Here is a 20,176-nt window from a genome sequence, read left to right on the forward strand (position 1 = left end):
AGTAAGACACCGCCGACACACTATTCACGGGAAGGGGCTCCTTCCATCCGGACTACCGGGTGGAAGGAGCCCCTTCCCGCATTTCCAGAACTTTTCGGGGAGGGTGGCCCCGCGGATTGCGGGACAACGTCGGGTCAGCGCTGCGCTGGCTGGAGCTGGGTCCGCATCTGCTCGACCTCTTCCTTGCTGATCGGCGAGGTCGTGCCGCGCCAGGTGCAGGTCGGCGCATAGCGGCTGCTGGTCGGGAACAGCGGGATGAAGAACAGGGTGAACTCGTTGACGCCCTTGTTGAGCGTCGTCGTGTACGTTCTGGCACCCCGGGCAGACCAGCAGCAGGCTTGCCCGGATCGGTGGGTTCGCTCACGGCCATCCGGCCCTGGATATGCGAATGGCCCGGCCAGACGGCCGGGCCATTCAGCTCAGGGGGTCAGTCCCAGGAGAGGGATGCTCCGGACTGGTACTCGATGACCCGGGTTTCGAAGAAGTTCTTCTCCTTCTTCAGGTCCATCGCCTCCGACATCCACGGGAACGGGTTCTCCGTCTCCGGGAACACCGGCTCGAGGCCGAGCTGGTCGCAGCGGCGGTTGGTGATGAAGTGCATGTACTGGGCGCACAGATCGGCGTTGATGCCGAGGATGCCGCGGGGCATGGTGTTGCGGCCGTAGGCGATCTCGAGTCCGCACGCCTCGGTGAGCATCTGGCGGACCTCGACCTGGAACTCCGGGGTCCACAGGTGCGGGTTCTCCAACTTGATCTGGTTGATGCAGTCGATGCCGAAGTTCAGGTGGATCGACTCGTCGCGCAGGATGTACTGGTACTGCTCGGCGATGCCGACCATCTTGTTCCGCCGGCCCAGCGCCAGGATCTGCGCGAAACCGGTGTAGAACCACATGCCTTCGAAGATGACGTAGAACGCGACCAGGTCGCGCAGGAAGGCCTGGTCGGCCTCGGTGGTGCCGGTCGCGAAGTCCGGGTCCTCCAGGCTCTGGGTGTACTGAAGCGCCCAGGCGTCCTTGTCGGAGATCGACGGGATCTCCCGGTACATGTTGAACAGCTCGCCCTCGTCGAGGCCGAGGCTCTCGCAGATGTACTGGAAGGTGTGCGTGTGCACGGCTTCCTCGAAGGCCTGGCGCAGCAGGTACTGGCGGCATTCGGGGTTGGTGATGTGCCGGTAGACCGCGAGCACGATGTTGTTGGCGACCAGGGACTCCGCGGTGGCGAAGAACCCGAGGTTGCGCTTGAGCATCAGCCGTTCGTCGTCGCTGAGTCCGTCGGTGGACTTCCACAGCGCGATGTCGGCCTGCATCGAGATCTCGGTGGGCATCCAGTGGTTGTTGCAGCCGGCGAGGTACTTCTCCCACGCCCAGCCGTACTTCAGCGGCAGCAGCTGGTTGACGTCGGCGCGGGCGTTGATCATCGCCTTCTCGCTGACGTCGACGCGCCCGCCGGAGCGGTCGATCTCGCCGAGCCCGGCGGAGGCGGAGGAGGATTGCAGGGAGGTCATGCCGTGGTGCTCCAGGAGGAAGTTCGGTTCAGGAGGAGAGCCAGGTTCACCCGGGCCTAGATGACAGCGGCGCGAAGCGCCACCGTAGGGGTGGCGGTCGGGAGAGGGAATGGTCAATTTCTCGCGGAATTGACCATCCCCCGGGACGTCACTGGCAGGCTTCGCAGTCCGGGTCTTCGACGGAGCAGGCCACTCCGGTCGTGGTCGGGATCGCGGTGGGCGTGGTCGGGACGGCGTTGAGCTTGCCGTCGGTGCCGCGCAGGGTGCTCTTCTCCACGTGGGTCGCGCTGGTGGAGCGCAGGTAGTACGTGGTCTTGAGGCCCTTGCGCCAGGCCAGCCGGTAGAGCTCGTCGAGCTTGCGACCGCTGGGGGCGGCGACGTAGAGGTTCAGCGACTGGGCCTGGTCGATCCACTTCTGCCGGCGCGCCGCGGCGTCGACCAGCCAGTGCGGCTCGATCTCGAATGCGGTGGCGTAGAGCTCCTTGAGCTCCTGCGGGATCCGGTCGATCGGCAGCAGGCTTCCGTCGTGGAGCTTCAGGTCGGCGACCATCTCCTCGTCCCACAGCCCGACGCGCTTGAGGTCGGCGACCAGGTGCGGGTTGACCACCGTGAAGTCGCCGGACATGTTCGCCTTGACGTACAGGTTCCGGTAGACCGGCTCGATCGACTGGTTGACGCCGCAGATGTTGGCGATGGTCGCAGTCGGCGCGATGGCCATCACGTTGGAGTTGCGCATCCCGTCGCGGACGACGCGTTCCCGCAGCGCCGCCCAGTCCATGGTGGACGAACGGTCGAGGTCGATGTCACCACCGCGGGCTTCGGCGAGCAGCTCCAGCGAGTCGATCGGCAGCACGCCCTGGCTCCACAGCGACCCGTCGAAGGTCTCGTAGCGGCCGCGCTCCGCCGCCAGCTGGCTGGACGCGCTGATCGCGTGGTAGCTGATCAGCTCCATGCTGCGGTCGGCGAACTCCACCGCGTCCTGCGTCGACGGCGCGATGCGCTGCACGAACAGCGCGTCGGCGAAGCCCATCAGCCCCAGCCCGATCGGCCGGTGCCGCAGGTTGGACCGGCGGGCCTCCGGGATCGTGTAGAAGTTGATGTCGATGACGTTGTCCAGCATCCGGACCGCGGTGCGGGTGGTGCGCTCCAGGCGCTCGGCGTCGATCCCGTCGGCCGTCACGTGGTGTGCCAGGTTGATCGAGCCGAGGTTGCACACCGCGACCTCGTCGACGCTGGTGTTCAGGGTGATCTCGGTGCACAGGTTCGAGGAGTGCACCACGCCCGAGTGCTGCTGCGGGGACCGCAGGTTGCACGGGTCCTTGAAGGTGATCCACGGGTGCCCGGTCTCGAACAGCATCGTCAGCATCCGCCGCCACAGCTCGACCGCGCGGACCCGCTTGAACACCGCGATCTCACCGCGATCGGCGGCCTGCTCGTAGGCGCGGTAGCGCTCGGCGAACGCCGTGCCGTAGAGGTCGTGCAGGTCCGGCGTCTCGTCGGGGGAGAACAGCGTCCACTGCTCGTCGGCCTCGACCCGGCGCAGGAATTCGTCGGGCACCCAGTTCGCCGTGTTCATGTCGTGGGTGCGGCGCCGGTCGTCGCCGGTGTTCTTGCGCAGGTCGAGGAATTCCTCGACGTCGATGTGCCAGGTCTCCAGGTAGGCGCAGACCGCGCCCTTGCGCTTACCGCCCTGGTTGACCGCCACCGCCGTGTCGTTGGCGATCTTCAGGAACGGCACCACGCCCTGCGACTTGCCGTTGGTGCCCTTGATGTGCGCGCCGATGCCGCGCACCGGCGTCCAATCATTGCCGAGGCCGCCGGCGTACTTCGACAGCAGCGCGTTGTTGCTGATCGAGTGGAAGATGCCGGACAGGTCGTCGTCCACAGTGGTCAGGAAGCACGAGGACAGCTGGGGGCGGGTGGTGCCGGCGTTGAACAGCGTCGGCGTCGAGCACATGAAGTCGAACGACGACAGCAGCTGGTAGAACTCGATCGCGCGGGCTTCGCGGTCGTCCTCGCGCAGCGCCAGGCCCATCGCCACCCGCATGAAGAAGGCCTGCGGCAGCTCGAAGCGCACGCCGCCCTCGTGCAGGAAGTACCGGTCGTAGAGGGTCTGCAGACCCAGGAAGCCGAACTCCAGGTCGCGTTCGGGCTTCAGCGCGCGGCCCAGGCGGTCAAGGTCGAAGTTCGCCAGCTCCGGGTCCAGCTGCTCGAGCACCACCCCCCGGCGCACGTATTCGGCGAAGTGCTCGGCGTAGTCCGAGTCCGGCTCCACGCCGAGGAACTCCAGCGCTTCGCGGCGCATCCGGTTCAGCAGCAGGCGGGCGGTGACCTGCGAGTAGTTCGGTTCGGTCTCGATCAGGGTGCGGGCAGCCATGATCTGGGCCAGCGAGAGCTCGTCGTCGCTGATCCCCGCGTAGCCGGTGCGCCGCACCTCGTCGAGCACGGCTTCAGCGGACACGCCGGACAATCCGGCGCATGCCTGGTGGACCGTGGTGGACACCTCGGTCCAGTCGTTGAGTGTGGCCGTCACTGGCTCTCTCCCCTCGCGAGCTCTGCGGACCACGAGCGCGCGCGAGAAGACCAAGGCGACGAGCGCCGCCGATCGTCCACGCGGACCCGCCCTCGAGGCCCCGGACAGCACGCCTTGTCGCGTGCACCGGTGGCAGGTCTTCGGACTCACGGGCGGCCTACTGGTCGTGGCTTCCCAGGCGTTGGCCCAGTGCTCTACCGCCGCCCGGAATGGGCGGTCAGGTCACGACGGTCGTTCCCGTTCACCGCTGCGGGGCAGTCCCGGATTCGCACCGGGTTCCCTCTTGCCTCACCAGATCGCTCCGGTGAACCACCAGCGAGCGACACACTACATGTTGGGTTTGGGGCTGATGTGAATGGGCAGATATCGGCGTGTTGTGCTCCCCGGCCGGGTGGCAGAAACTTGCGACCGGAGCCTGCCGAAAGGGGTTGCCCGTGGACGAGGCGCAGCTGTGGTCGTTGCTGGAGGAGCTGACCACGGCGGAGAAAGCCCGGCTGCTGACCGGCGCCAGCTTCTGGACGTCGCATCCTATGCCGAAGGTCGGACTGCGCTCGATGGTGCTCTCCGACGGTCCGAACGGGGTGCGCGGAACGGAGTGGGACGAGAGCGACACGTCGCTGCTGCTGCCGGTGGCGTCCGCGATGGGGGCCACTTGGGACCGGACAGCGGCCCGGGCGGCGGGGGAGCTGTTCGGCGACGAGGCGCGTCGCCGGGGTGCGCACGTGGTGCTGGCGCCGACGGTGAACGTGCACCGGAGTCCGTTCGGCGGCAGGCACTTCGAGAATGTCCGGGTTGCCGCATGGGGCGAAGTCGTTGCGGTTGCGGGCGAATGTGAGCGCGGAACTCGGCGAGCACGTGTTCGGGGTGAACGGCACCGGGCACTTCCGGGCCGAGGTCTCGGGCCGTGAGGTGCTGGCGGCGGACGTGGCGCGCACGGCGGATGTCGACGACCTGCTGGCGGACCTGCTGGAACCGCCGGAGCAGCGGTTCAACGTCGTGCTGGTGGATTCGGACCTGGATTCGTCGGGGCAGATGGCGTTGACCGTGGACTTCACCCCGGAGAACACCGCGGGCCTGGTTTCGGTCGAGCTCGGCCACCGGGCGCGGGAGTGGGACGACGCGAGCGAGCTCGCCGCGGCGCTCGCGGTCGCCCGAGGCGCCGATGTCGCGGTGGTGGTGGTCGGCACCAACGACGAGGTCGAGACCGAGGGACGGGACCGGAGTTCGCTGGATCTGCCGGGCGCGCAGGACGAACTGGTCCGCGAGGTGCTGGCGGTGAACCCGAACACCGTGGTGGTGGTCAACGCCGGAGCGCCGGTGCTCATGCCGTGGAGTGGCGAAGTTCCGGCGGTGCTGTGGACGTGGTTCGGGAGCCAGGAGTACGGCGACGCGCTCGCAGACGTCCTGCTGGGGCGAGCGGAGCCGGGCGGTCGGTTGCCGACCACCTTCCCGGCGGCGCTGGCCGACGTCCCGGTGCCGCTTCCCGCGGTGCAGCCGGTGGACGGCGAACTCCGCTACGACGAGGGAAATTCAGTCGGTTACCGCGCCTACCTGGATCGCGGTGCGACGCCGGCGTTCCACTTCGGATACGGGCTCGGCTACACCACGTGGGAGTATCTGGAAGCTGCGGTCGACGACAACGTGGTGCGGGTGAAGCTCCGCAACACCGGTGACCGGGCCGGTCGCGAAGTCGTCCAGGTCTATGCCGCGGATCCGCTGCGCCTCGCGGGTTTCGCCGTCGTCGAGGCCGACGCAGGAACCGAGGTCACGGTGAACGTGGACGTCGAACCGGGCTTCGACGAGCTCCGCATCGGAAGCAGCGTCGCAGACCTCCGCCTGATCGCTCCGCGCTGATCCGCCGCGATTCCAATGAGCCTTTTCATCCTGTCTGGCCTGTGACCGCGAAGCACGACGGCGCCGCGCGTCGAGGGTCGCATGCGCTGCAGGCGCATAGCCCACCCCCGCAACCGGCACCCGCACCGCCACGCAAAACGAGCCTGGAAAAACCTCAATGGAAATCAGACGTCCGATTTCCATTGAAATCGCCTACCTCCCACCGCGCCCGGGTGTGTCGGGACAGGTGGACCCGGGCGCGGTGGGGGTCAGTGCTGGGTGAGGTACTTCTGGAGGTCGTCGAGGACCAGGTTGGCCGCGATGGGGCCGAGGCCGAGGAACCAGGTGTCGTCGGGGACCTCGACGGCCTTGCCCTCGCGCACCGCGCCGAGGGTCGTCCACTGCACCGAGTTGACCACGTCGTTCATCTGCTGCTTGGCGCTGTCGCCGTAGGCCGCGTAGAACAGCCGGTCGCCGTCGGCCTGGGAGATCTGCTCGCGGCTGATCTTGGTGTGGGTCTGGTCGATCTCCTGATTGGCCGGGCGGCTGAAACCGGTGTCGGCGAGGATCGTGCCGATGAACGAGCCCTTGTCGTAGATCCGGATGTCGCCGGGAATGAACCGCAGCATGCTGATCCGCTGCGCGGCCGGGTCGCCGACCTGCTTGCCGATCTCGGCGGCGCGCTGCTGGTAGCTGTCGAGGATCTGCTGCGCCTCGGCCTTCTTGCCCAGCGCGTCTGCGTCGAGCAGGAAGTTCTCCTTCCAGGTCTTGCCGACGGTTTCGGCGAACACCGTCGGCGCGATCTTGCTCAGCGCCTCGTAGTTCTCCTCGTCGCGGACCTTGCTGGACAGGATCAGGTCCGGCTTGAGCGCGGCGATCTTCTCCAGGTTGGGGGAGCCGATGGTGCCGACGATCTCGATGTCGCCGGCCTTGTCGGCCAGGTAGGGCTGCAGGGACTTGTTGGCGTCGGGCAGCACGGTGCCGACGGGCTTGACGCCCAGCGCCAGCGTCGCGTCGAGTTCGCCTGTGTCGAGCACGACGACCCGCTGCGGGGTGCCGACGATCGTCGTCTGCCCCATCGCGTGCGTGACGACGCGCCCCTCGCCGTCCGGTGCGGGCTGGTCGGGTGCAGGCGTGCCGCACGCTGTGACGCTGCCGAGAGCGAGCACGGCGATGATCGCCGCGAGCAGTCGACGAGGACGGTGCATGGTGCTTCCTACCTGTTCACTAGATGTCGAAGTTCGGTGAGCCTAACCTGATTAACCTGCGTGATCCAGTGCTGAGACGGTCCTCACGACCAGCGAGAACTGCCAGTATCGAGTCATGAGCGAACAGGAGCGCCGATGGATTCGCTGATTCCGCGCACCCGAGCGGAGATCGCCCCAGGAGCAGTCCACATCCCGGACTGGTTGACCCTGGAAGAACAACGCGACCTGGTGCAAGCCTGCCGAGAGTGGGCGAGGGCAGGAATGCGTTCACCGAAGCTCCCCAGCGGCGGAGTGATGTCGGTCCGAACGGTCTGCCTCGGCTGGCACTGGACCCCGTACCGCTACTCGAAGACAACGGACGACGGTTCCCCGGTAACCCCCTTCCCAGCCTGGCTAGCAGACCTGGGCCGCAGGGCAGTAGCGGACGTCTACGACCAACCGGACACCGACTACACCCCGGACACAGCCCTGATCAACTTCTACGACGAGACGGCCAAGATGGGCATGCACCAGGACAAGGACGAGCACAGCAACGCCCCGGTGGTCTCCCTGAGCCTCGGAGACGACTGCCTTTTCCGCTTCGGAAACACGAAGAACAGGAACAAACCGTACAAGGACATCACCCTGTCCTCAGGTGACCTCTTCGTCTTCGGAGGCCCAACCCGCCTGGCCTACCACGGAGTCCTAAGAACAACCCCAGCAAAAACCCCAGAAACAGGAATGAAAAAAGGCCGCCTGAACATCACCCTCAGAACCTCAGGCCTCACCTAGCCGCCACTCAAGATCAAAAGGCGCCCACGGCAACAACCCACTCCGAGCCAGGTTGTCGTCACAAGGACTACCCAGGCCGGGTACACCACCCATGGTGAGGTACGTCCGAGAAGCAACCCCGCACCGTGGGGGGCTTGGGGGGTCGACCCCCCCAAAGTAATGACGAGATACAAAAATGGCGAAACGCCCCGCGTAAGCAGGGCGTTCCACAATATCGAGTGCGCCAACAGGGACTTGAACCCCGAACCCGCTGATTAAGAGTCAGCTGCTCTGCCAATTGAGCTATTGGCGCTGGTTTAGTTGTCGGGTTCCCTCTTCGGTTTCCCGGTGACAAAGTGAAAGCCCTGCATGAGCAGGGCATCTCGCTGTGCCGAGTGCGCCAACAGGGACTCGAACCCCGAACCCGCTGATTAAGAGTCAGCTGCTCTGCCAGTTGAGCTATTGGCGCTGGCCTGTCGTTTCGGGTTTCCGCGTTGGTCTCCCTGGCGACGGGGAAAAGATTAGCACGGCTCCGGAGGGACTTGAACGGGGGGTGGGTTCGTGGGTCCCGCGGGGTTGGTCGACTTGGCGAGGCAACCTCGGGGTGGGGCTTCGCGTCTGTTGGAAGGGTGAACTGCCTGCGCGGATCACCCTGTGTGTTTGCGTGGTCTCTGTGTCACCTGTAGGAGCCTTGCGGCACACTGTTCACAGGGGTTAGTGGTGCTTCTAAGCGGACGGACTGTTGCTCATGAGGGAGTGGCGTAATCCGGTCGGGGGTCCCGAGAGGGTTTCACGGCTGTTGACGATGTTGATCTTCGGCGTTGTGGCGCTGTTGGTCGCGGGTTGTAGCGGGACTGGTTCGGACGCGGGATCGTCCGACGATGTGCCGCCGGCGCCGATGCTGGAGCTGGCGCCGCCGAACGGGGCGAAGGACGTGTCCCCGGCCGGGCCGATCACGGCGAAGGCGACCAACGGGCGGATCGTCAAGGCGGAGCTGACCAACGCCGATGGCGAGCCGGTGCCCGGCACCATCGCGGAGGACGGCGCGAGCTGGACCGCGGGGGAGAAGCTCGGCTATGACAAGACCTACACGCTGGTGGTGACGGCGCAGGGCGCCAGCGGGCCGGGGATAACTCAGGAGGCCACGTTCACCACGGTGTCGCCGGGCGAGCAGAGCTACGTGTCGATGAACCCGCTCGACGGGCAGACCGTCGGGATCGGGCAGCCGTTGGCGTTCTACTTCAGCAAGGACGCTCCGGCGCCGGACAAGGCCAAGGCCGAGGAAGCGATCAAGATCCAGACCGAGCCGGCCGTCGAGGGCGCGTTCTACTGGTTCAACAGTCGCGAGGTGCACTGGCGGCCGAAGGAGTACTGGAAGCCGGGCACCAAGGTGACCATCAACGCCGACGTCTTCGGGCGCGACCTGGGCAACGGCGTGTGGGGGCAGGAGGACCGCAAGGCGACGATCACGATCGGCGACGCGGTGGTCCTGAAGGCCGACGGTGCTTCTCACCAGATGTCGATCGAGAAGAACGGCCAGGTGATCCGGACGATGCCGGTCGCGCTGGGCAAGCCGTCCTTCCCGTCCAACAACGGCGTGCACGTGGTCACCGAGCACCACTCCACGAAGGTGATGGACTCCTCGACGTTCGGGCTGCCGATCGACGCGGGCGGCTACCGCACCGAGGTGCAGTGGGCGGTCCGGATCTCCAACGGTGGCGAGTTCCTGCACGCGGCGCCGTGGTCGGTGGCCGATCAGGGGCATCGCAACGTCAGCCATGGTTGCATCAACATGAGCATGGACAACGCCAAGTGGATCTTCGACTTGCTCAAGAAGGGCGACGTCGTGGAGATCACCAACTCCGGTGGCCCGGACCTGAAGTCCTGGGACGGCTTCGGGGACTGGCAGGTGCCGTGGGACCAGTGGGTCGCGGGCAACAGGTGACCTGCAGCTGACCGACCGAAAAGGGCCCCGCTCCAGCGAGCGGGGCCCTTTTCACATCCATTGAGGTTTTTTCCATTCTCGTTTTGCGTGGCGGTGCGGGTGGTGCTTCGCGGTCGCAGGCCGGCCAGGATGAGAAAGGCTCGTTGGTTCAGGACCGGAAATGCGAATGAGGCCTGATTCGCGGGGAATCAGGCCTCATTCGCATTTGGGGTGAGTGACGGGAATCGAACCCGCGACACCTGGGACCACAACCCAGTGCTCTACCGACTGAGCTACACCCACCTCGGCCGCTCCGAGCCGACCTCATCAAGGCCGCCCTCCGAAGCAACGCTCATATACTAGCGTGCGCTGTCACGCGGTTTTCCGCGGGCTCCGGTTAACGGCCTCGTCGCTGGTCAGCGGCCGTTTTCGGGCTGCTGATCGCCGGCCTGCGCGTTGTCGGCGTTCAACAGCTCCGCCGCGACCGCCTGGGCCTGTTCGCTGGACGGTCCGGGCTGCGGGACGAACGCGGTGCGCCGGTAGTAGGCGAGCTCGCGGATCGACTCCCGGATGTCGGCCAACGCGCGGTGCGCCAGGCCCTTCTCAGGCTGCGCGTAGTAGATCCGCGGGTACCAGCGCCGGCACAGCTCCTTGATCGACGACACGTCGACCATCCGGTAGTGCAGGTGGGAGTCCAGCCGCGGCATGTCGCGGGAGATGAAGCCCCGGTCGGTCGCGATGGAGTTGCCCGCCAGCGGAGCCGAGCGCCCGTCCGGGACGTACTGGCGGATGTAGTCCAGCACCTGCTGTTCGGCTTCGGCCAGGGTCACCGAGGATTGGCGCACCTCTTCGGTGAGACCCGAGCGCTCGTGCATGTCGCGGACCACGTCGGGCATCCCGGCCAGGGTTTCGTCATCTGCGTGGATGACGATGTCCACGCCTTCGCCGAGGATGTTCAGGTCGGCATCGGTGACCAGGGCGGCGATCTCGATCAGCGCGTCCTTGCTGAGATCGAGACCGGTCATTTCGCAGTCGATCCACACTAGACGGTCGTTCACCCGAGGCAGCCTAGCTCGCCACGAGGTGTGATCGTGCATCCGTCCAGGTCATGTTCCGAGCCGTTCGCGAAGTTCGCGGGGCACGACCTTGCCGGTGGCATTGCGAGGCAGCTCGTCCAGGAAGATCACGTCCCGCGGCAGCGCGAACTTCGACAGCCGGTCGCGGACCCGGTCGCGCACCTGCTCGGCGTCGAGCTCGTGGCCCGGGCGAAGCACCACGAACGCGGCGAGCCGTTGGCCGAAGTCCGGGTCGTCGACGCCGATGACGGCCGTCTCGGACACCTCCGGCAAGCGGCCGATGGCGTCCTCGGTCTCCTGGGGGTAGACGTTCTCGCCACCGGAGATGATCATGTCGTCCTCGCGGCCGACGACGAACAGCTGACCGGACGAATCGGTGCGCCCGAGGTCGCCGGTGGACATCAGACCGTCGACGACCTCCCGGCGTCCGCCATTGGTGTAGCCCTCGAAGAGCATGTCGTTGCCGACGAAGATGCGCCCGGTCTCGCCGCGTTTCACCTGGCTGCCGTCCTCGGCGAGGATGCGCACCGTCGTGCCGCGCGGCGGACGGCCCGCGGTGCCCGGTGCGGCGCGCAGGTCGCTCGGGTTGGCGATGCTGACCCACGAGACCTCGGTCGAGCCGTAGAGGTTGTAGAGCACGTTGCCGAAGGCGCGCTGGAACTTGGTCGCCAGGTCGGCGGGCAGCGCCGAACCGCTGCTCGCCACGATCCGCAGCGTGCTGTGGTCGTAGCGGTCGCGGATCGATTCGGGCAGGTCCAGGAGGCGCTGGAGCATCACGGGCACCGCGAACAGCGCGGTGATCTGGTTGCGCTGCACGGAGGCCATCGCCTGCTCGGGTTCGAACTTGCGGCGCAGCACCAGCGTCGCGCCGAGCACGACGCCCAGCTGGAAGGCGGCCAGGCCCCAGGTGTGGAACAGCGGCGCGCAGACCAGCACCCGCTCACCGTTGTTCAGCGGCAGGCGGGACAGGATCGAGGCGGCCGGGTTCAGGCTGGGCGGGTCCGGTCGACGCGCACCCTTGGGCGTGCCGGTGGTGCCGGAGGTCAGCACGATCATCCGGGCGTGCCGGCGCGGTTTGGCTGGGCGTCGCGGCGAGGACGTGGCGATCAGGTGTTCCAGCGTGTCGCGCCGGGTGGTGCCGTCGGTCCAGGCCAGCACCTGGTCGACCTCGTCGGGCAGTTCAGGCAGCTGGGTGCGGAACTCGGCGTCCAGGACGAGGACGCCGACCTGCTGCTGGGCGATCACGTCGGACAGCTGCTGGCCGCTCAAACCGGTGTTGAGCAGCACCACGTCCACGCCGAGCTTGGCCGCGGCCACAATCGTCTCGACCGGTCCGTGGTGGTTGCGGCACAGGATGCCGATGCGGGTGCCGCGCTTGACGCGTTTGCGCAGGCCGTTGGCCAGCCGGGAGGTGCGCTGCTCGAGCTCGGCGTAGCTCAACGCGCCGCGCTCGTCGATCACCGCCGGGCGGTCCGGGTGGCGCACGGCGCCGATCGCGAAGCCGAGCGGCGGGGTGATGCCCCAGCGGCGCCAGGCGCGGATGATCCGCAGCACCTTGTCCGGCCGCAGCGGGCGGATGACGCCTTGCTGGGCCAGGATGAACGACGTGCGCAAGCCCGGCACCACGCGATGGAGCACGGCCCCGGTCCGCTGCCTCAACACGCTCACGCATCCACCTCTCGGTCGCAGAGCTACCCGAGAGTAGATACTTACCCAAACAGATCGGTACTGGGAAGAGGCCGTCCCGGTCGGTCCTGATCGGCGGCCGAGACGACAGCGTCGCGCAGCACGGCCCGCAACCGCCCGACCTCCAGCGGCGAGAGCACCGCAGTCTCGCCGGGGGGCGCCACCAGCACGACGTCCCCCTGGTTGATGAACACCGACAAGTCCCGCCGCCTCCCGGCGACATCGCGGCAGCTCACGTGCCACTCCTTGATGGGCTCCACGATTCCCGGCCTCCCCTGGTGCAGTTCGCGCCTACCGCGCGGTGTTGATCGAGGGACGGCGCAGCGAACCGGACGTGACGGCGGTTCATCGGGTTTTTCCGGAATATTCCAAAATGCCCAGTTCGGGTACCAAAAAGGCGCCGGGCATCTGCCCGGCGCCGCATGGTGATCGGGGTGATCAGACCGGTCGGACGACCAAGCCCTCGGGCTCGGCGGTGAAGGTGACCGCGCCTTCGAAGTCGGCAATCGGGAGCTCGTCGCGCACCAGGCGGTGCGGCGCTTCGGCCGTCTCCACCCGGAGCTCGGCGGTGATGATCGCCTGCTCGGCGATGTCCGCGCCACCGACCTGGACCTGCAGCTCGTGCCCCTGCACGGCCACGGTCAGCCAGCCGCCGGTGACGGTCAGCTGCTCGCCGTTGTAGGTGAGGGTCAGTTGACCGGCGGGGTCCTCGGAGCGCACCGCGATGTGCGAGAGCGCCACGTCGCGCCTGCCGGAGTCACCGGCCAGCGCGATCACGTCGCGGGTGACCGGCTCGCCCGCGGTCTCGCCCGGCTTCGGGCTGAGCACCGGGGCGCGCAGCTGCGCGGCGATGCGGTACGGCTGCCACGACTCGGCACCGATCAGGTTGACCACCGCGGTGACGTCGACGTCGGCCAGCAGCCGGTCGCTGCCCACCGCCGGAGTCACCTCGATCGCGGGGACGTCGCGCTGGTCCAGCAGATCGCGCAGCGCCTTGGCGCGCAGTCGGCTGTTGCGGTCGAAGCCGCGGGTGATCGCCACGGTCCCGGATCCGGCCGCGGCGACCGCGGCTTCGGTCAGGTCCGCCAGCGGAGCCCAGATCCGCGCGGGATCCTCCGGTCGGCGGGGCCGCCGGGAACGGGCGAAGCTCGGAGCATCGGTCGTGGTTTCCATCGTCACCGAGCTTAGTCCTCCACGAAGGGTCCCCTTGCCCACCGGTGGGCCCCTTCGCTGTGTGAATTCGATCGCTTTCGTCCGTTCTTCGGGCCCCGATTGCGCTTCCGGTCGTGATGAGCACGCGTGATCCGGTCGGCCGGTGTGCTGATTTCGCTGACTGCGCAAACGAGCGCAGGGGTGTGGTCGCGGCCATACCGTGGTCGCATGAGCTCACCGATCACAGGCACCGCCGCAGGCGTGCCGTTCACCGCGTTGCCGCCGGCCACCGGCGGTCCGGCTCCGCTGATCGTCACCTGGCACATGCTGGACGCGCCGAGGTCGGACGCCGCGTTCGCCGCTGCGCTGCCGATGCACGACGTGCCCGCGTGGCGAGTGCATCTCGGCATGCCGATGTGCGGGGCGCGCATGGTCGACGGCAGCATGGATGCCGGTCTGGCGCTGCTCCGCGAGGATCCGCTGATGTCGGTGTTCCACCCGTTCGTCCAGCAGGCGAGCGAGGAGTTCCCGGCCGCGCTGGAATCGATCCGTGCGCAGCTGCCGGTCGACGACGGCCCGATCGGTGTGCTCGGCGGCTCGCTCGGTGGGGCCGTCGCGCTGCGGATCCTGGCCGACACCGGGATTCCCGTCTTCGCCGCCGCTGTCGTGAACTCCGCCATCCGGATCCGGACCGTCGTCGACATGTTCCCGGGCGAGTACTCCTACGACGCCGAATCCGCTCGGGCTGCCGACAGCCTGGACTTCATCGCCAAGGCGGACACCATCGCCGAGCGCGCGCCGCTGCTGGTCGTCAGCGGTGAGCTCGACGCCCCACCGCTGCGCGCCGACGCGTCGCGCCTCGTCGACGCTGTGGGGGAGCGGTCCGAACTGCTGTCCATCCCCGGATTGGCGCATGCGCTCGCCGATGAGCCCGGCATCGAGCCCGCACCGCAGCTACCGCTGGCCCGCGAGGTGGACGACGGCCTGACCTCGTGGTTCCGCCGCCATCTCTCGTAGATCGCCGTTTCCGCAGGTCGTTGACCTGATCGATGTGCATGTTCGGTCCGGTTGACCGTGGGCCATTGGGTGTGTTCGGTTTCGCGCTCCTTGTCGCTGCGGACGGCCGGGGTGATCCTGGGTTGTTTGCGGAGGGTGCGCAGATGACCGAGTTGGTGTTTCCGGAGTTGCGGCGTCGTCCGGTGGTGGGGCTGGCTCCGGTGCGCGGGGTGCTGGTGCGGTGGTTGGCCGCTGATGGGAGCGCCGTGCACGTCGGCGACCGGTTGGCCGAGGTCGGAATGGACGGCGAGGTCGTCGGGTGGGTGTCGGCGCTGGCCACCGGGACGCTCTGGCACCAGGTGCGGGCCGGTGAGGCGCTCAGCGCCGGTGCGGTGGTGGGGCTCATCGACTGATGGCCCTCTCTCGGGTTAGGTTGGTGCGAGTGACGCGGGGTGCCCGGTTTCGGCCAGGCTGAGATCAGACCCGTTGAACCTGACCTAGCTCGTACTAGCGGAGGGACGTCATGGTTCCGAACGTGCTGACCATCGCGGGAACAGACCCCAGCGGTGGCGCCGGAGTCCAGGCAGACCTGAAGGCCTTCTCGGCGCACGGCGCCTACGGCATGTCCGTGATCACCGCCCTGGTCGCGCAGACCACCACCGGGGTTGCCGAGGTGCACGAGGTGCCGCCGGCGTTCATCACCTCGCAGCTGGTCACGCTGCTCGACGACGTGCGGGTGGACGCGGTCAAGATCGGCATGCTGGCCAACGCCGAGGTGATCCGCGCGGTGGTCGACGTGCTGGACCGCTACGCGCCGCGGCACGTGGTGCTGGACCCGGTCATGGTCGCCAAGAGCGGGGACCGGCTGCTCGCGCCGGAAGCGGTCGGCGCGCTGCGCGACGAGCTGCTGCCGCGGGTCGACCTGATCACCCCGAACCTGCCGGAGGCGGCAGATCTGCTGGGGGAGCCGGAGCTCGTCGAGGTCGACGGCATGGCCGCGCAGGCCGAACGGCTCGCCGGGCTCGGCGCCAAGCAGGTGCTGCTCAAGGGCGGCCACCTGTCCGGTGAGTCCAGTGTGGACCTGCTGTACGGCGACGGGGGCGCCGAGTTCCTGACCAGCGAGCGGGTCGTGACCACCAACGACCACGGCACCGGCTGCACCCTCTCGGCCGCCATCGCCGCGCTGCGCCCGCAGCGCCCGGACTGGCTGACGGCTGTGCGCGAGGCCAAGGAGTACCTGACCGAGGCGCTGCGTGCGTCCGAGCGACTGGACGTCGGCCACGGCCACGGGCCGGTGCACCACTTCCACCAGTGGTGGTGATCTTCCCGCGGTTCTGATCGAACTCGCGGATCACCGGCGCGTCGGCACCACGGCACGCCGGTCGTTGTGGACAACGCCCGCGATTTCAATGGAGATCGCACGTCTGATTTCCATTGAAATCGCGGTCCCCGAGAGAGGACTTCGATGAGCAAGCTTCCCACCCCGGCCGCCGACGGGTTCTGCGCGCAGGCCTGGGAGCACACCGCCGAGCTGCGGAAGGCGATCGTCGAGCACCCGTTCAACACCGGGCTCGCCGACGGCAGCCTGGACCGCGAGGTGTTCGCCTTCTACATCGTGCAGGACGCCCGGTACCTGGTCGGGTTCGCGCAGGCCCTGGCGGCCGCGGCGACCCGGGCCGACAACGCCGAGGACGCCGCGTTCCTGTCCGGCGCCGCCCAGGGTGCGCTGGTCGAGGAGCGTCGCCTGCACGCCGGGTACGTCGCCGAGTTCGGGCTGTCGGACGAGGAGATCGCCGGGATCGACACCTCGCCGTCCTGCCTGGCCTACACCTCGTACCTGCGCGCGTGCGCGCTGACCGAGCCGTACCCGGTTCTGCTGGCGGCGGTCCTGCCGTGCTTCTGGGTGTACCAGCACGTGGGCAGCACGATCCTGGAGTCCACCGGCGACACGTCCGAGCACCCGTACCGGGCGTGGATCGAGACCTACGCCGACGACGCGTTCGCCGAGGCGGTGCTGACCGCTCGCGAGCTCACCGACCGGGTCGCCGCGACTGCTGACGCCGAGACCAGGCAGCGGATGTTGGAGGCGTACACCCGCGCCACCGAGTACGAGTGGATGTTCTGGAACAGCGCGTGGATCAAGGAGGCCTGGCCGACCGCCGGGTTCCTCGAGTAGTCGCTGGAACCCGTTGGGGGACAACGAAAAACGCTGCCCAGAAATGTGACATGGGGCACACTGATCACTCGTTAACGAATTTCTAGACCCGGAACGATGTGCCCAGCGACACGGCCTTTCGGACGTGGATTCTTCCCATTGCGGACGGGGCTTCGAGGGCCGTGGGCGGTTCGGTTCTGATCATTCTTCTGGGCATGCTGGTGCCCGTACTCGCTGCTGCGCCGTTCTACGTCGCCGACCGTCGACGAGAGCAGCAGGAGCTAGAACGGCCAGCTCGCGAGAGCGAGCTGGCCGGGGCGCAGATCGACGGTTCCGGCGACTGAGTATTAACAGTCGCTGGAACCGGTTTATTCCTTGCTGATCTCGGCCCGGAGCCGGGCGATGCGCTGGCGGGACCGGTTGAACTTCGCCTCGAAGTGCTTCTCGTACAGGTCGGTGGGCAGTTCGGGGAGCTCGACCGGCTCCGCCGTGCGCAGCGCCGGTGCGACGGCCTGAGCTTCGGCCGCGGGCTGCTCCGCCTCGGCGGGCTCGACAGCCTCGGCGGACTCGGTGGGCTCGGTGGGCGTGGTCGGCTCCGGGGTCCGGCGGGTGACCGTCGGAGGGGTAGGAGCGCGCAGTGCGTGCTTGCCGCGCGGGGCGGACTCCTGCTCGCCGAGCTGGCGGGTCGCTCGGTGCAGCAGCGGCCAGAAGATCAGTGTCGCCAGTGCGAAACCGGTGACGAACATCAGCACGAGCAGTTCCACGTGATGCTCCGATCAGCTCTGTCGGGCAGGTCCGGGCTGCGGGGTCGCGCCGTTGTTGCTGGGGCGCTGACCGTTGATGGGGATGAGGTAGGTCTGCACGTTCTCGCGCTGCGAAGGCAGCTGGAGCGGTAGCCGCGCCTCGGGCTCGGCAGCGGGGGCGGGGGCGGGGGCGCGTAGCTCTTCGGCGGAGGTGCTGAGTACGCGCCTCGCCTGGTCCATCGAGGACAGCACCGCGGCGCGCAACTCCTCCAGGCGGTGCTGCTGGGAGTTGATCTCCTCCAGCGTTTCCAGGCGCATCTGCTCGGTCTCGGCGTCCCACTGCCCGCACTGTCGGCGGGTCTGGGCGATCAGCGCGTCGGCTTCTTCCTGCGCGGCGGTGATGATCCGCTTGTACTCGTTGCGGATGTTCTGCCGCATCCGGTGCTCTTGGGTGCGCAGCTCGCTGGCCTTCTGGTCGTGCTCGCGGTGCAGTCGGGCGCGGCGCTCCTCGACGTCGGCGATCAGCTGGCTGCACTCCTCGCGCATCTCGGTCGCGTTGCGCTCGGCCTCGCTGATCAGCTCGCGGGCCTCGGTCTCGGCGGTGCCGCGGATGATCTCGGCCTGCCGCCGGGCCTGGTCGCGGAGGTTAAGCACCTCCTCCTCGGCGATCGAGAGCATGTTCTGCACCCGCTGGGAGGCGACGGGCAGACCGGTGTCGGAGGACTCGATGCGCTGGAGGCGCCGCTCGGCGGAGTCCAGGCTGCGGCGGGTGTCGTCGCAGAGCTTGCGCAGGTCGGTGTTGAGCTGCGCGGCCTCGTTGCGATCGATGGTGACCAGCCGAATCTGGTCTTCCAGCAGCTCGATGTGGTCGATGACCTGGCTGCGGTTGAACCCGCGGACCTGGATGTCGAATCCCGGCCGGAGCGGAACGACGGAGTCGGCGTCATCCATGGGTGAACTCCTCTCCGGGCGGTGCGGCGATTCGGTAGCTCGGAGAGTAGGGCTGATGGTCGGTGTTCGCCCAGCGAGACACAACGATCATCACCGGATCAGGTGCTGATGGTCGATCACTCGGTTGAGCGTCCTGCGCAGGATGATCAAAACGCGGTTCGTCCACAGTGCACAACCCCGGACGAGGGGTGTTCGTTGACACTGCCAGTTGAGGCGGTTATTAGGTTAGGCTCCGCTCACGTTTCCCCGGTTCGAGGAGCATTGCGTGGCGAGTGGAGTCGACCTTCCCGGGCAGGCGCACCAGTGCGCGTCGGTGCTGCTGAGGCGGTGGCTGGCGGAGACGCACACCCCCGTCGTCGAAGGACCGTTGCGGCTGACCATCGGAGCGCTGAGACTGGGCGCCGACGTCGTGTACAGCTCGCCGACCGGCGCGCACGGCTTCGGGGCGATCCACGTGCTCGACGACTCCGGTGCGCCGGTCGCGGTCGCTGATCCCGCGCTGCTCGCTGCGGCCTGTTCGGCGGATGCGCGTGCTCGCGCGCTGCCCGATGCGCCGATCAACTCCGCTGACGCCGGTTCGCCGGTGGACTGGCTGATGCGCGCGCTGCCGAAGCGCGAGTTCGACCCGCTCGCGTTGTCGGAGGAGCTGGTCGCAGTGGCCCGCTCGGTGTCCGACGCGGCTGAGGCACGGCGCTGGTTGGCCGCGCACGTCGAGGGCCGGCTGCTGCCCGCGGTGCTGGGTTGGGAGGGCGACGTCGCCGCCGCGACGGTGGAGCTGCTGACCCGCGGGCCGCTGGCGGTCATCGGGTTGTTGGGGCGGCGTGGTGTTGTCCACGAGGGCGATCTGCTCGCAGTGCTGCGGCAGTGGCTGGGTGGGGTTGCTGAGGCGCACCCCGCAACCGCGTGGTTGGTCGAGCACTGGCTGGAGAGTCCGACGCTGACCGATCTCGCCGTGCTCAACGGTTCTGACCTGCGCTATCGGTCGAACTCGGGTGAAGTGCAGATTCAGCCGGTTCGGTTCGAGGCGCCGAACCCGCTCTGGTCGGGCGCGGCCGAGGCGCCGGGCGTGCCGATCCCGGTGTTGGGCGCGGGCTGGTCGTTGCGGCCGGTGGAGGTCGTCGGCGGCGACGGCGGGCCGGACGTCGAGCTGGTGCACCGGTGGATGAACGCCGAGCACGTCGCGGTGAACTGGAACCAGGCGTGGCCGGTGGCGCAGTGGCACGAGGAGCTGGCCGGTCAGCTCGGCGGGCAGCACTCGGTGCCGTGCATCGTCGGGCTCGACGGGCGCGACGTCGGCTACCTCGAGCTCTACCGGGTGCAGCGGGACAAGCTCGCGAGCTGCTACTCGTACGATCCGCACGACCTCGGCGTGCACATCGCCATCGGTGAGCCGGACTCGATCGGACGCGGGGTCGGTTCAGCGCTGTTGCAGGCGGTGGCCGGCGGATTGCTGGACGCCGACCGGGATTGCCGCCGCGTGGTGGCCGAACCGAACGTCCACAATGGAGCTTCGGTGGGCGCGTTCGGCAAGGCCGGGTTCGGCAGGTCGGGAGAGGTCGGGTTGCCGAACAAGAACTCGGCGCTGATGATCTTCGAACGCGGGTGAGCGGCCCCACATGTACTCCCGATCTCCAGAGAAGTAAGGTAAGGCTTACTTGCCTTGTT

Annotated in this window: 19 protein-coding genes, 3 tRNA genes and 2 riboswitches; of the genes, 10 read left to right on the plus strand and 12 right to left on the minus strand. The window is 67.8% G+C overall.

Annotation, left to right across the window (positions count from 1 at the left end):
• Positions 1-427 precede the first annotated feature (427 nt).
• Both ACWCO2_RS27465 and ACWCO2_RS27470 read right to left on the minus strand, forming a co-directional pair.
• Positions 428-1,504 carry a ribonucleotide-diphosphate reductase subunit beta gene (locus ACWCO2_RS27465; RefSeq protein ID WP_450130665.1) on the minus strand — a complete coding sequence of 359 codons (1,077 nt, stop codon included), beginning with the start codon at positions 1,502-1,504 and terminating at the stop codon, positions 428-430.
• A gap of 148 nt (positions 1,505-1,652) precedes the next feature.
• Positions 1,653-4,037 carry a ribonucleoside-diphosphate reductase subunit alpha gene (locus ACWCO2_RS27470; protein ID WP_450130666.1) on the minus strand — a complete coding sequence of 795 codons (2,385 nt, stop codon included), beginning with the start codon at positions 4,035-4,037 and terminating at the stop codon, positions 1,653-1,655.
• Between the two features lie 114 nt (positions 4,038-4,151).
• Positions 4,152-4,366, minus strand: a riboswitch (cobalamin riboswitch).
• Between the two features lie 105 nt (positions 4,367-4,471).
• Between ACWCO2_RS27470 and ACWCO2_RS27475 the strand changes: the two genes are divergently transcribed.
• Positions 4,472-4,945 carry a glycoside hydrolase family 3 N-terminal domain-containing protein gene (locus ACWCO2_RS27475; protein ID WP_450130667.1) on the plus strand — a complete coding sequence of 158 codons (474 nt, stop codon included), beginning with the start codon at positions 4,472-4,474 and terminating at the stop codon, positions 4,943-4,945.
• Positions 4,869-5,891, plus strand: a complete 1,023-nt coding sequence (locus tag ACWCO2_RS27480) for a glycoside hydrolase family 3 protein (protein WP_450130668.1) — start codon at positions 4,869-4,871, stop codon at positions 5,889-5,891. The genes ACWCO2_RS27475 and ACWCO2_RS27480 overlap by 77 nt, the downstream gene beginning before the upstream one ends.
• A gap of 248 nt (positions 5,892-6,139) precedes the next feature.
• On the opposite strand, the gene ACWCO2_RS27485 is transcribed toward ACWCO2_RS27480, so the two are convergent.
• Positions 6,140-7,078 (minus strand): ABC transporter substrate-binding protein, encoded by a 939-nt coding sequence (locus ACWCO2_RS27485; protein ID WP_450130669.1) that lies wholly within the window; start codon positions 7,076-7,078, stop codon positions 6,140-6,142.
• Between the two features lie 135 nt (positions 7,079-7,213).
• Between ACWCO2_RS27485 and ACWCO2_RS27490 the strand changes: the two genes are divergently transcribed.
• Positions 7,214-7,849, plus strand: coding sequence for an alpha-ketoglutarate-dependent dioxygenase AlkB family protein (locus ACWCO2_RS27490; RefSeq protein WP_450130670.1), 636 nt, complete (start codon positions 7,214-7,216; stop codon positions 7,847-7,849).
• Between the two features lie 219 nt (positions 7,850-8,068).
• Here ACWCO2_RS27490 and ACWCO2_RS27495 read toward each other — a convergent pair.
• Together ACWCO2_RS27495 and ACWCO2_RS27500 are read right to left on the minus strand one after the other, a co-directional pair.
• Positions 8,069-8,141, minus strand: a tRNA-Lys gene (locus tag ACWCO2_RS27495).
• 83 nt (positions 8,142-8,224) lie between these two features.
• Positions 8,225-8,297, minus strand: a tRNA-Lys gene (locus ACWCO2_RS27500).
• Between the two features lie 336 nt (positions 8,298-8,633).
• On the opposite strand from ACWCO2_RS27500, the gene ACWCO2_RS27505 reads away from it, so the two are divergent.
• Positions 8,634-9,773 carry a L,D-transpeptidase gene (locus ACWCO2_RS27505; RefSeq protein WP_450130708.1) on the plus strand — a complete coding sequence of 380 codons (1,140 nt, stop codon included), beginning with the start codon at positions 8,634-8,636 and terminating at the stop codon, positions 9,771-9,773.
• A 206-nt stretch (positions 9,774-9,979) separates the two neighbouring features.
• Here ACWCO2_RS27505 and ACWCO2_RS27510 read toward each other — a convergent pair.
• The 5 genes from ACWCO2_RS27510 to ACWCO2_RS27530 form a co-directional block, all read right to left on the minus strand.
• Positions 9,980-10,055: transfer RNA gene (locus ACWCO2_RS27510), tRNA-His, on the minus strand.
• A gap of 113 nt (positions 10,056-10,168) precedes the next feature.
• A complete protein-coding gene (gene orn / locus ACWCO2_RS27515; protein WP_450130671.1) occupies positions 10,169-10,810 on the minus strand; it encodes an oligoribonuclease in 642 nt (213 codons plus the stop codon).
• 48 nt (positions 10,811-10,858) lie between these two features.
• The gene (locus ACWCO2_RS27520) at positions 10,859-12,496 is read right to left on the minus strand and encodes an AMP-binding protein (RefSeq protein ID WP_450130672.1); all 1,638 of its coding nucleotides are present in this window, start codon (positions 12,494-12,496) and stop codon (positions 10,859-10,861) included.
• 41 nt (positions 12,497-12,537) lie between these two features.
• The gene (locus ACWCO2_RS27525; protein ID WP_450130673.1) at positions 12,538-12,774 is read right to left on the minus strand and encodes a hypothetical protein; all 237 of its coding nucleotides are present in this window, start codon (positions 12,772-12,774) and stop codon (positions 12,538-12,540) included.
• A gap of 178 nt (positions 12,775-12,952) precedes the next feature.
• Complete coding sequence (locus ACWCO2_RS27530; RefSeq protein ID WP_450130709.1) at positions 12,953-13,687, minus strand: hypothetical protein; 735 nt, start codon at positions 13,685-13,687, stop codon at positions 12,953-12,955.
• 207 nt (positions 13,688-13,894) lie between these two features.
• On the opposite strand from ACWCO2_RS27530, the gene ACWCO2_RS27535 reads away from it, so the two are divergent.
• The 5 genes from ACWCO2_RS27535 to ACWCO2_RS27555 all read left to right on the plus strand — a co-directional run bounded on the left by ACWCO2_RS27535 (position 13,895) and on the right by ACWCO2_RS27555 (position 17,161).
• Positions 13,895-14,683, plus strand: a complete 789-nt coding sequence (locus tag ACWCO2_RS27535) for an alpha/beta hydrolase family protein (protein WP_450130674.1) — start codon at positions 13,895-13,897, stop codon at positions 14,681-14,683.
• A gap of 143 nt (positions 14,684-14,826) precedes the next feature.
• A complete protein-coding gene (locus ACWCO2_RS27540; RefSeq protein WP_450130675.1) occupies positions 14,827-15,075 on the plus strand; it encodes a hypothetical protein in 249 nt (82 codons plus the stop codon).
• Positions 15,076-15,100: 25 nt separating this feature from the next.
• Positions 15,101-15,198, plus strand: a riboswitch (TPP riboswitch).
• Positions 15,186-15,983, plus strand: coding sequence for a bifunctional hydroxymethylpyrimidine kinase/phosphomethylpyrimidine kinase (gene thiD / locus ACWCO2_RS27545; RefSeq protein WP_450130676.1), 798 nt, complete (start codon positions 15,186-15,188; stop codon positions 15,981-15,983). Its footprint overlaps the riboswitch before it by 13 nt.
• Before the next feature lie 144 nt (positions 15,984-16,127).
• Entirely contained in the window at positions 16,128-16,838 is a 711-nt protein-coding gene (gene tenA / locus ACWCO2_RS27550; RefSeq protein WP_450130677.1) for a thiaminase II, read from the plus strand.
• Positions 16,839-17,032: 194 nt separating this feature from the next.
• Complete coding sequence (locus tag ACWCO2_RS27555) at positions 17,033-17,161, plus strand: hypothetical protein (protein WP_450130678.1); 129 nt, start codon at positions 17,033-17,035, stop codon at positions 17,159-17,161.
• Positions 17,162-17,185: 24 nt separating this feature from the next.
• Here ACWCO2_RS27555 and ACWCO2_RS27560 read toward each other — a convergent pair whose 3' ends face one another.
• Together ACWCO2_RS27560 and ACWCO2_RS27565 are read right to left on the minus strand one after the other, a co-directional pair.
• Entirely contained in the window at positions 17,186-17,581 is a 396-nt protein-coding gene (locus ACWCO2_RS27560; protein ID WP_450130679.1) for a hypothetical protein, read from the minus strand.
• A gap of 12 nt (positions 17,582-17,593) precedes the next feature.
• Positions 17,594-18,511 carry a hypothetical protein gene (locus ACWCO2_RS27565; protein ID WP_450130680.1) on the minus strand — a complete coding sequence of 306 codons (918 nt, stop codon included), beginning with the start codon at positions 18,509-18,511 and terminating at the stop codon, positions 17,594-17,596.
• A gap of 265 nt (positions 18,512-18,776) precedes the next feature.
• On the opposite strand from ACWCO2_RS27565, the gene ACWCO2_RS27570 reads away from it, so the two are divergent.
• On the plus strand, positions 18,777-20,117 hold the full coding sequence (locus ACWCO2_RS27570) for a GNAT family N-acetyltransferase (RefSeq protein ID WP_450130681.1): 1,341 nt from the start codon (positions 18,777-18,779) through the stop codon (positions 20,115-20,117).
• Positions 20,118-20,176: the final 59 nt, after the last annotated feature.

The sequence above is a fragment of the Saccharopolyspora sp. NPDC002376 genome, from assembly GCF_053593195.1.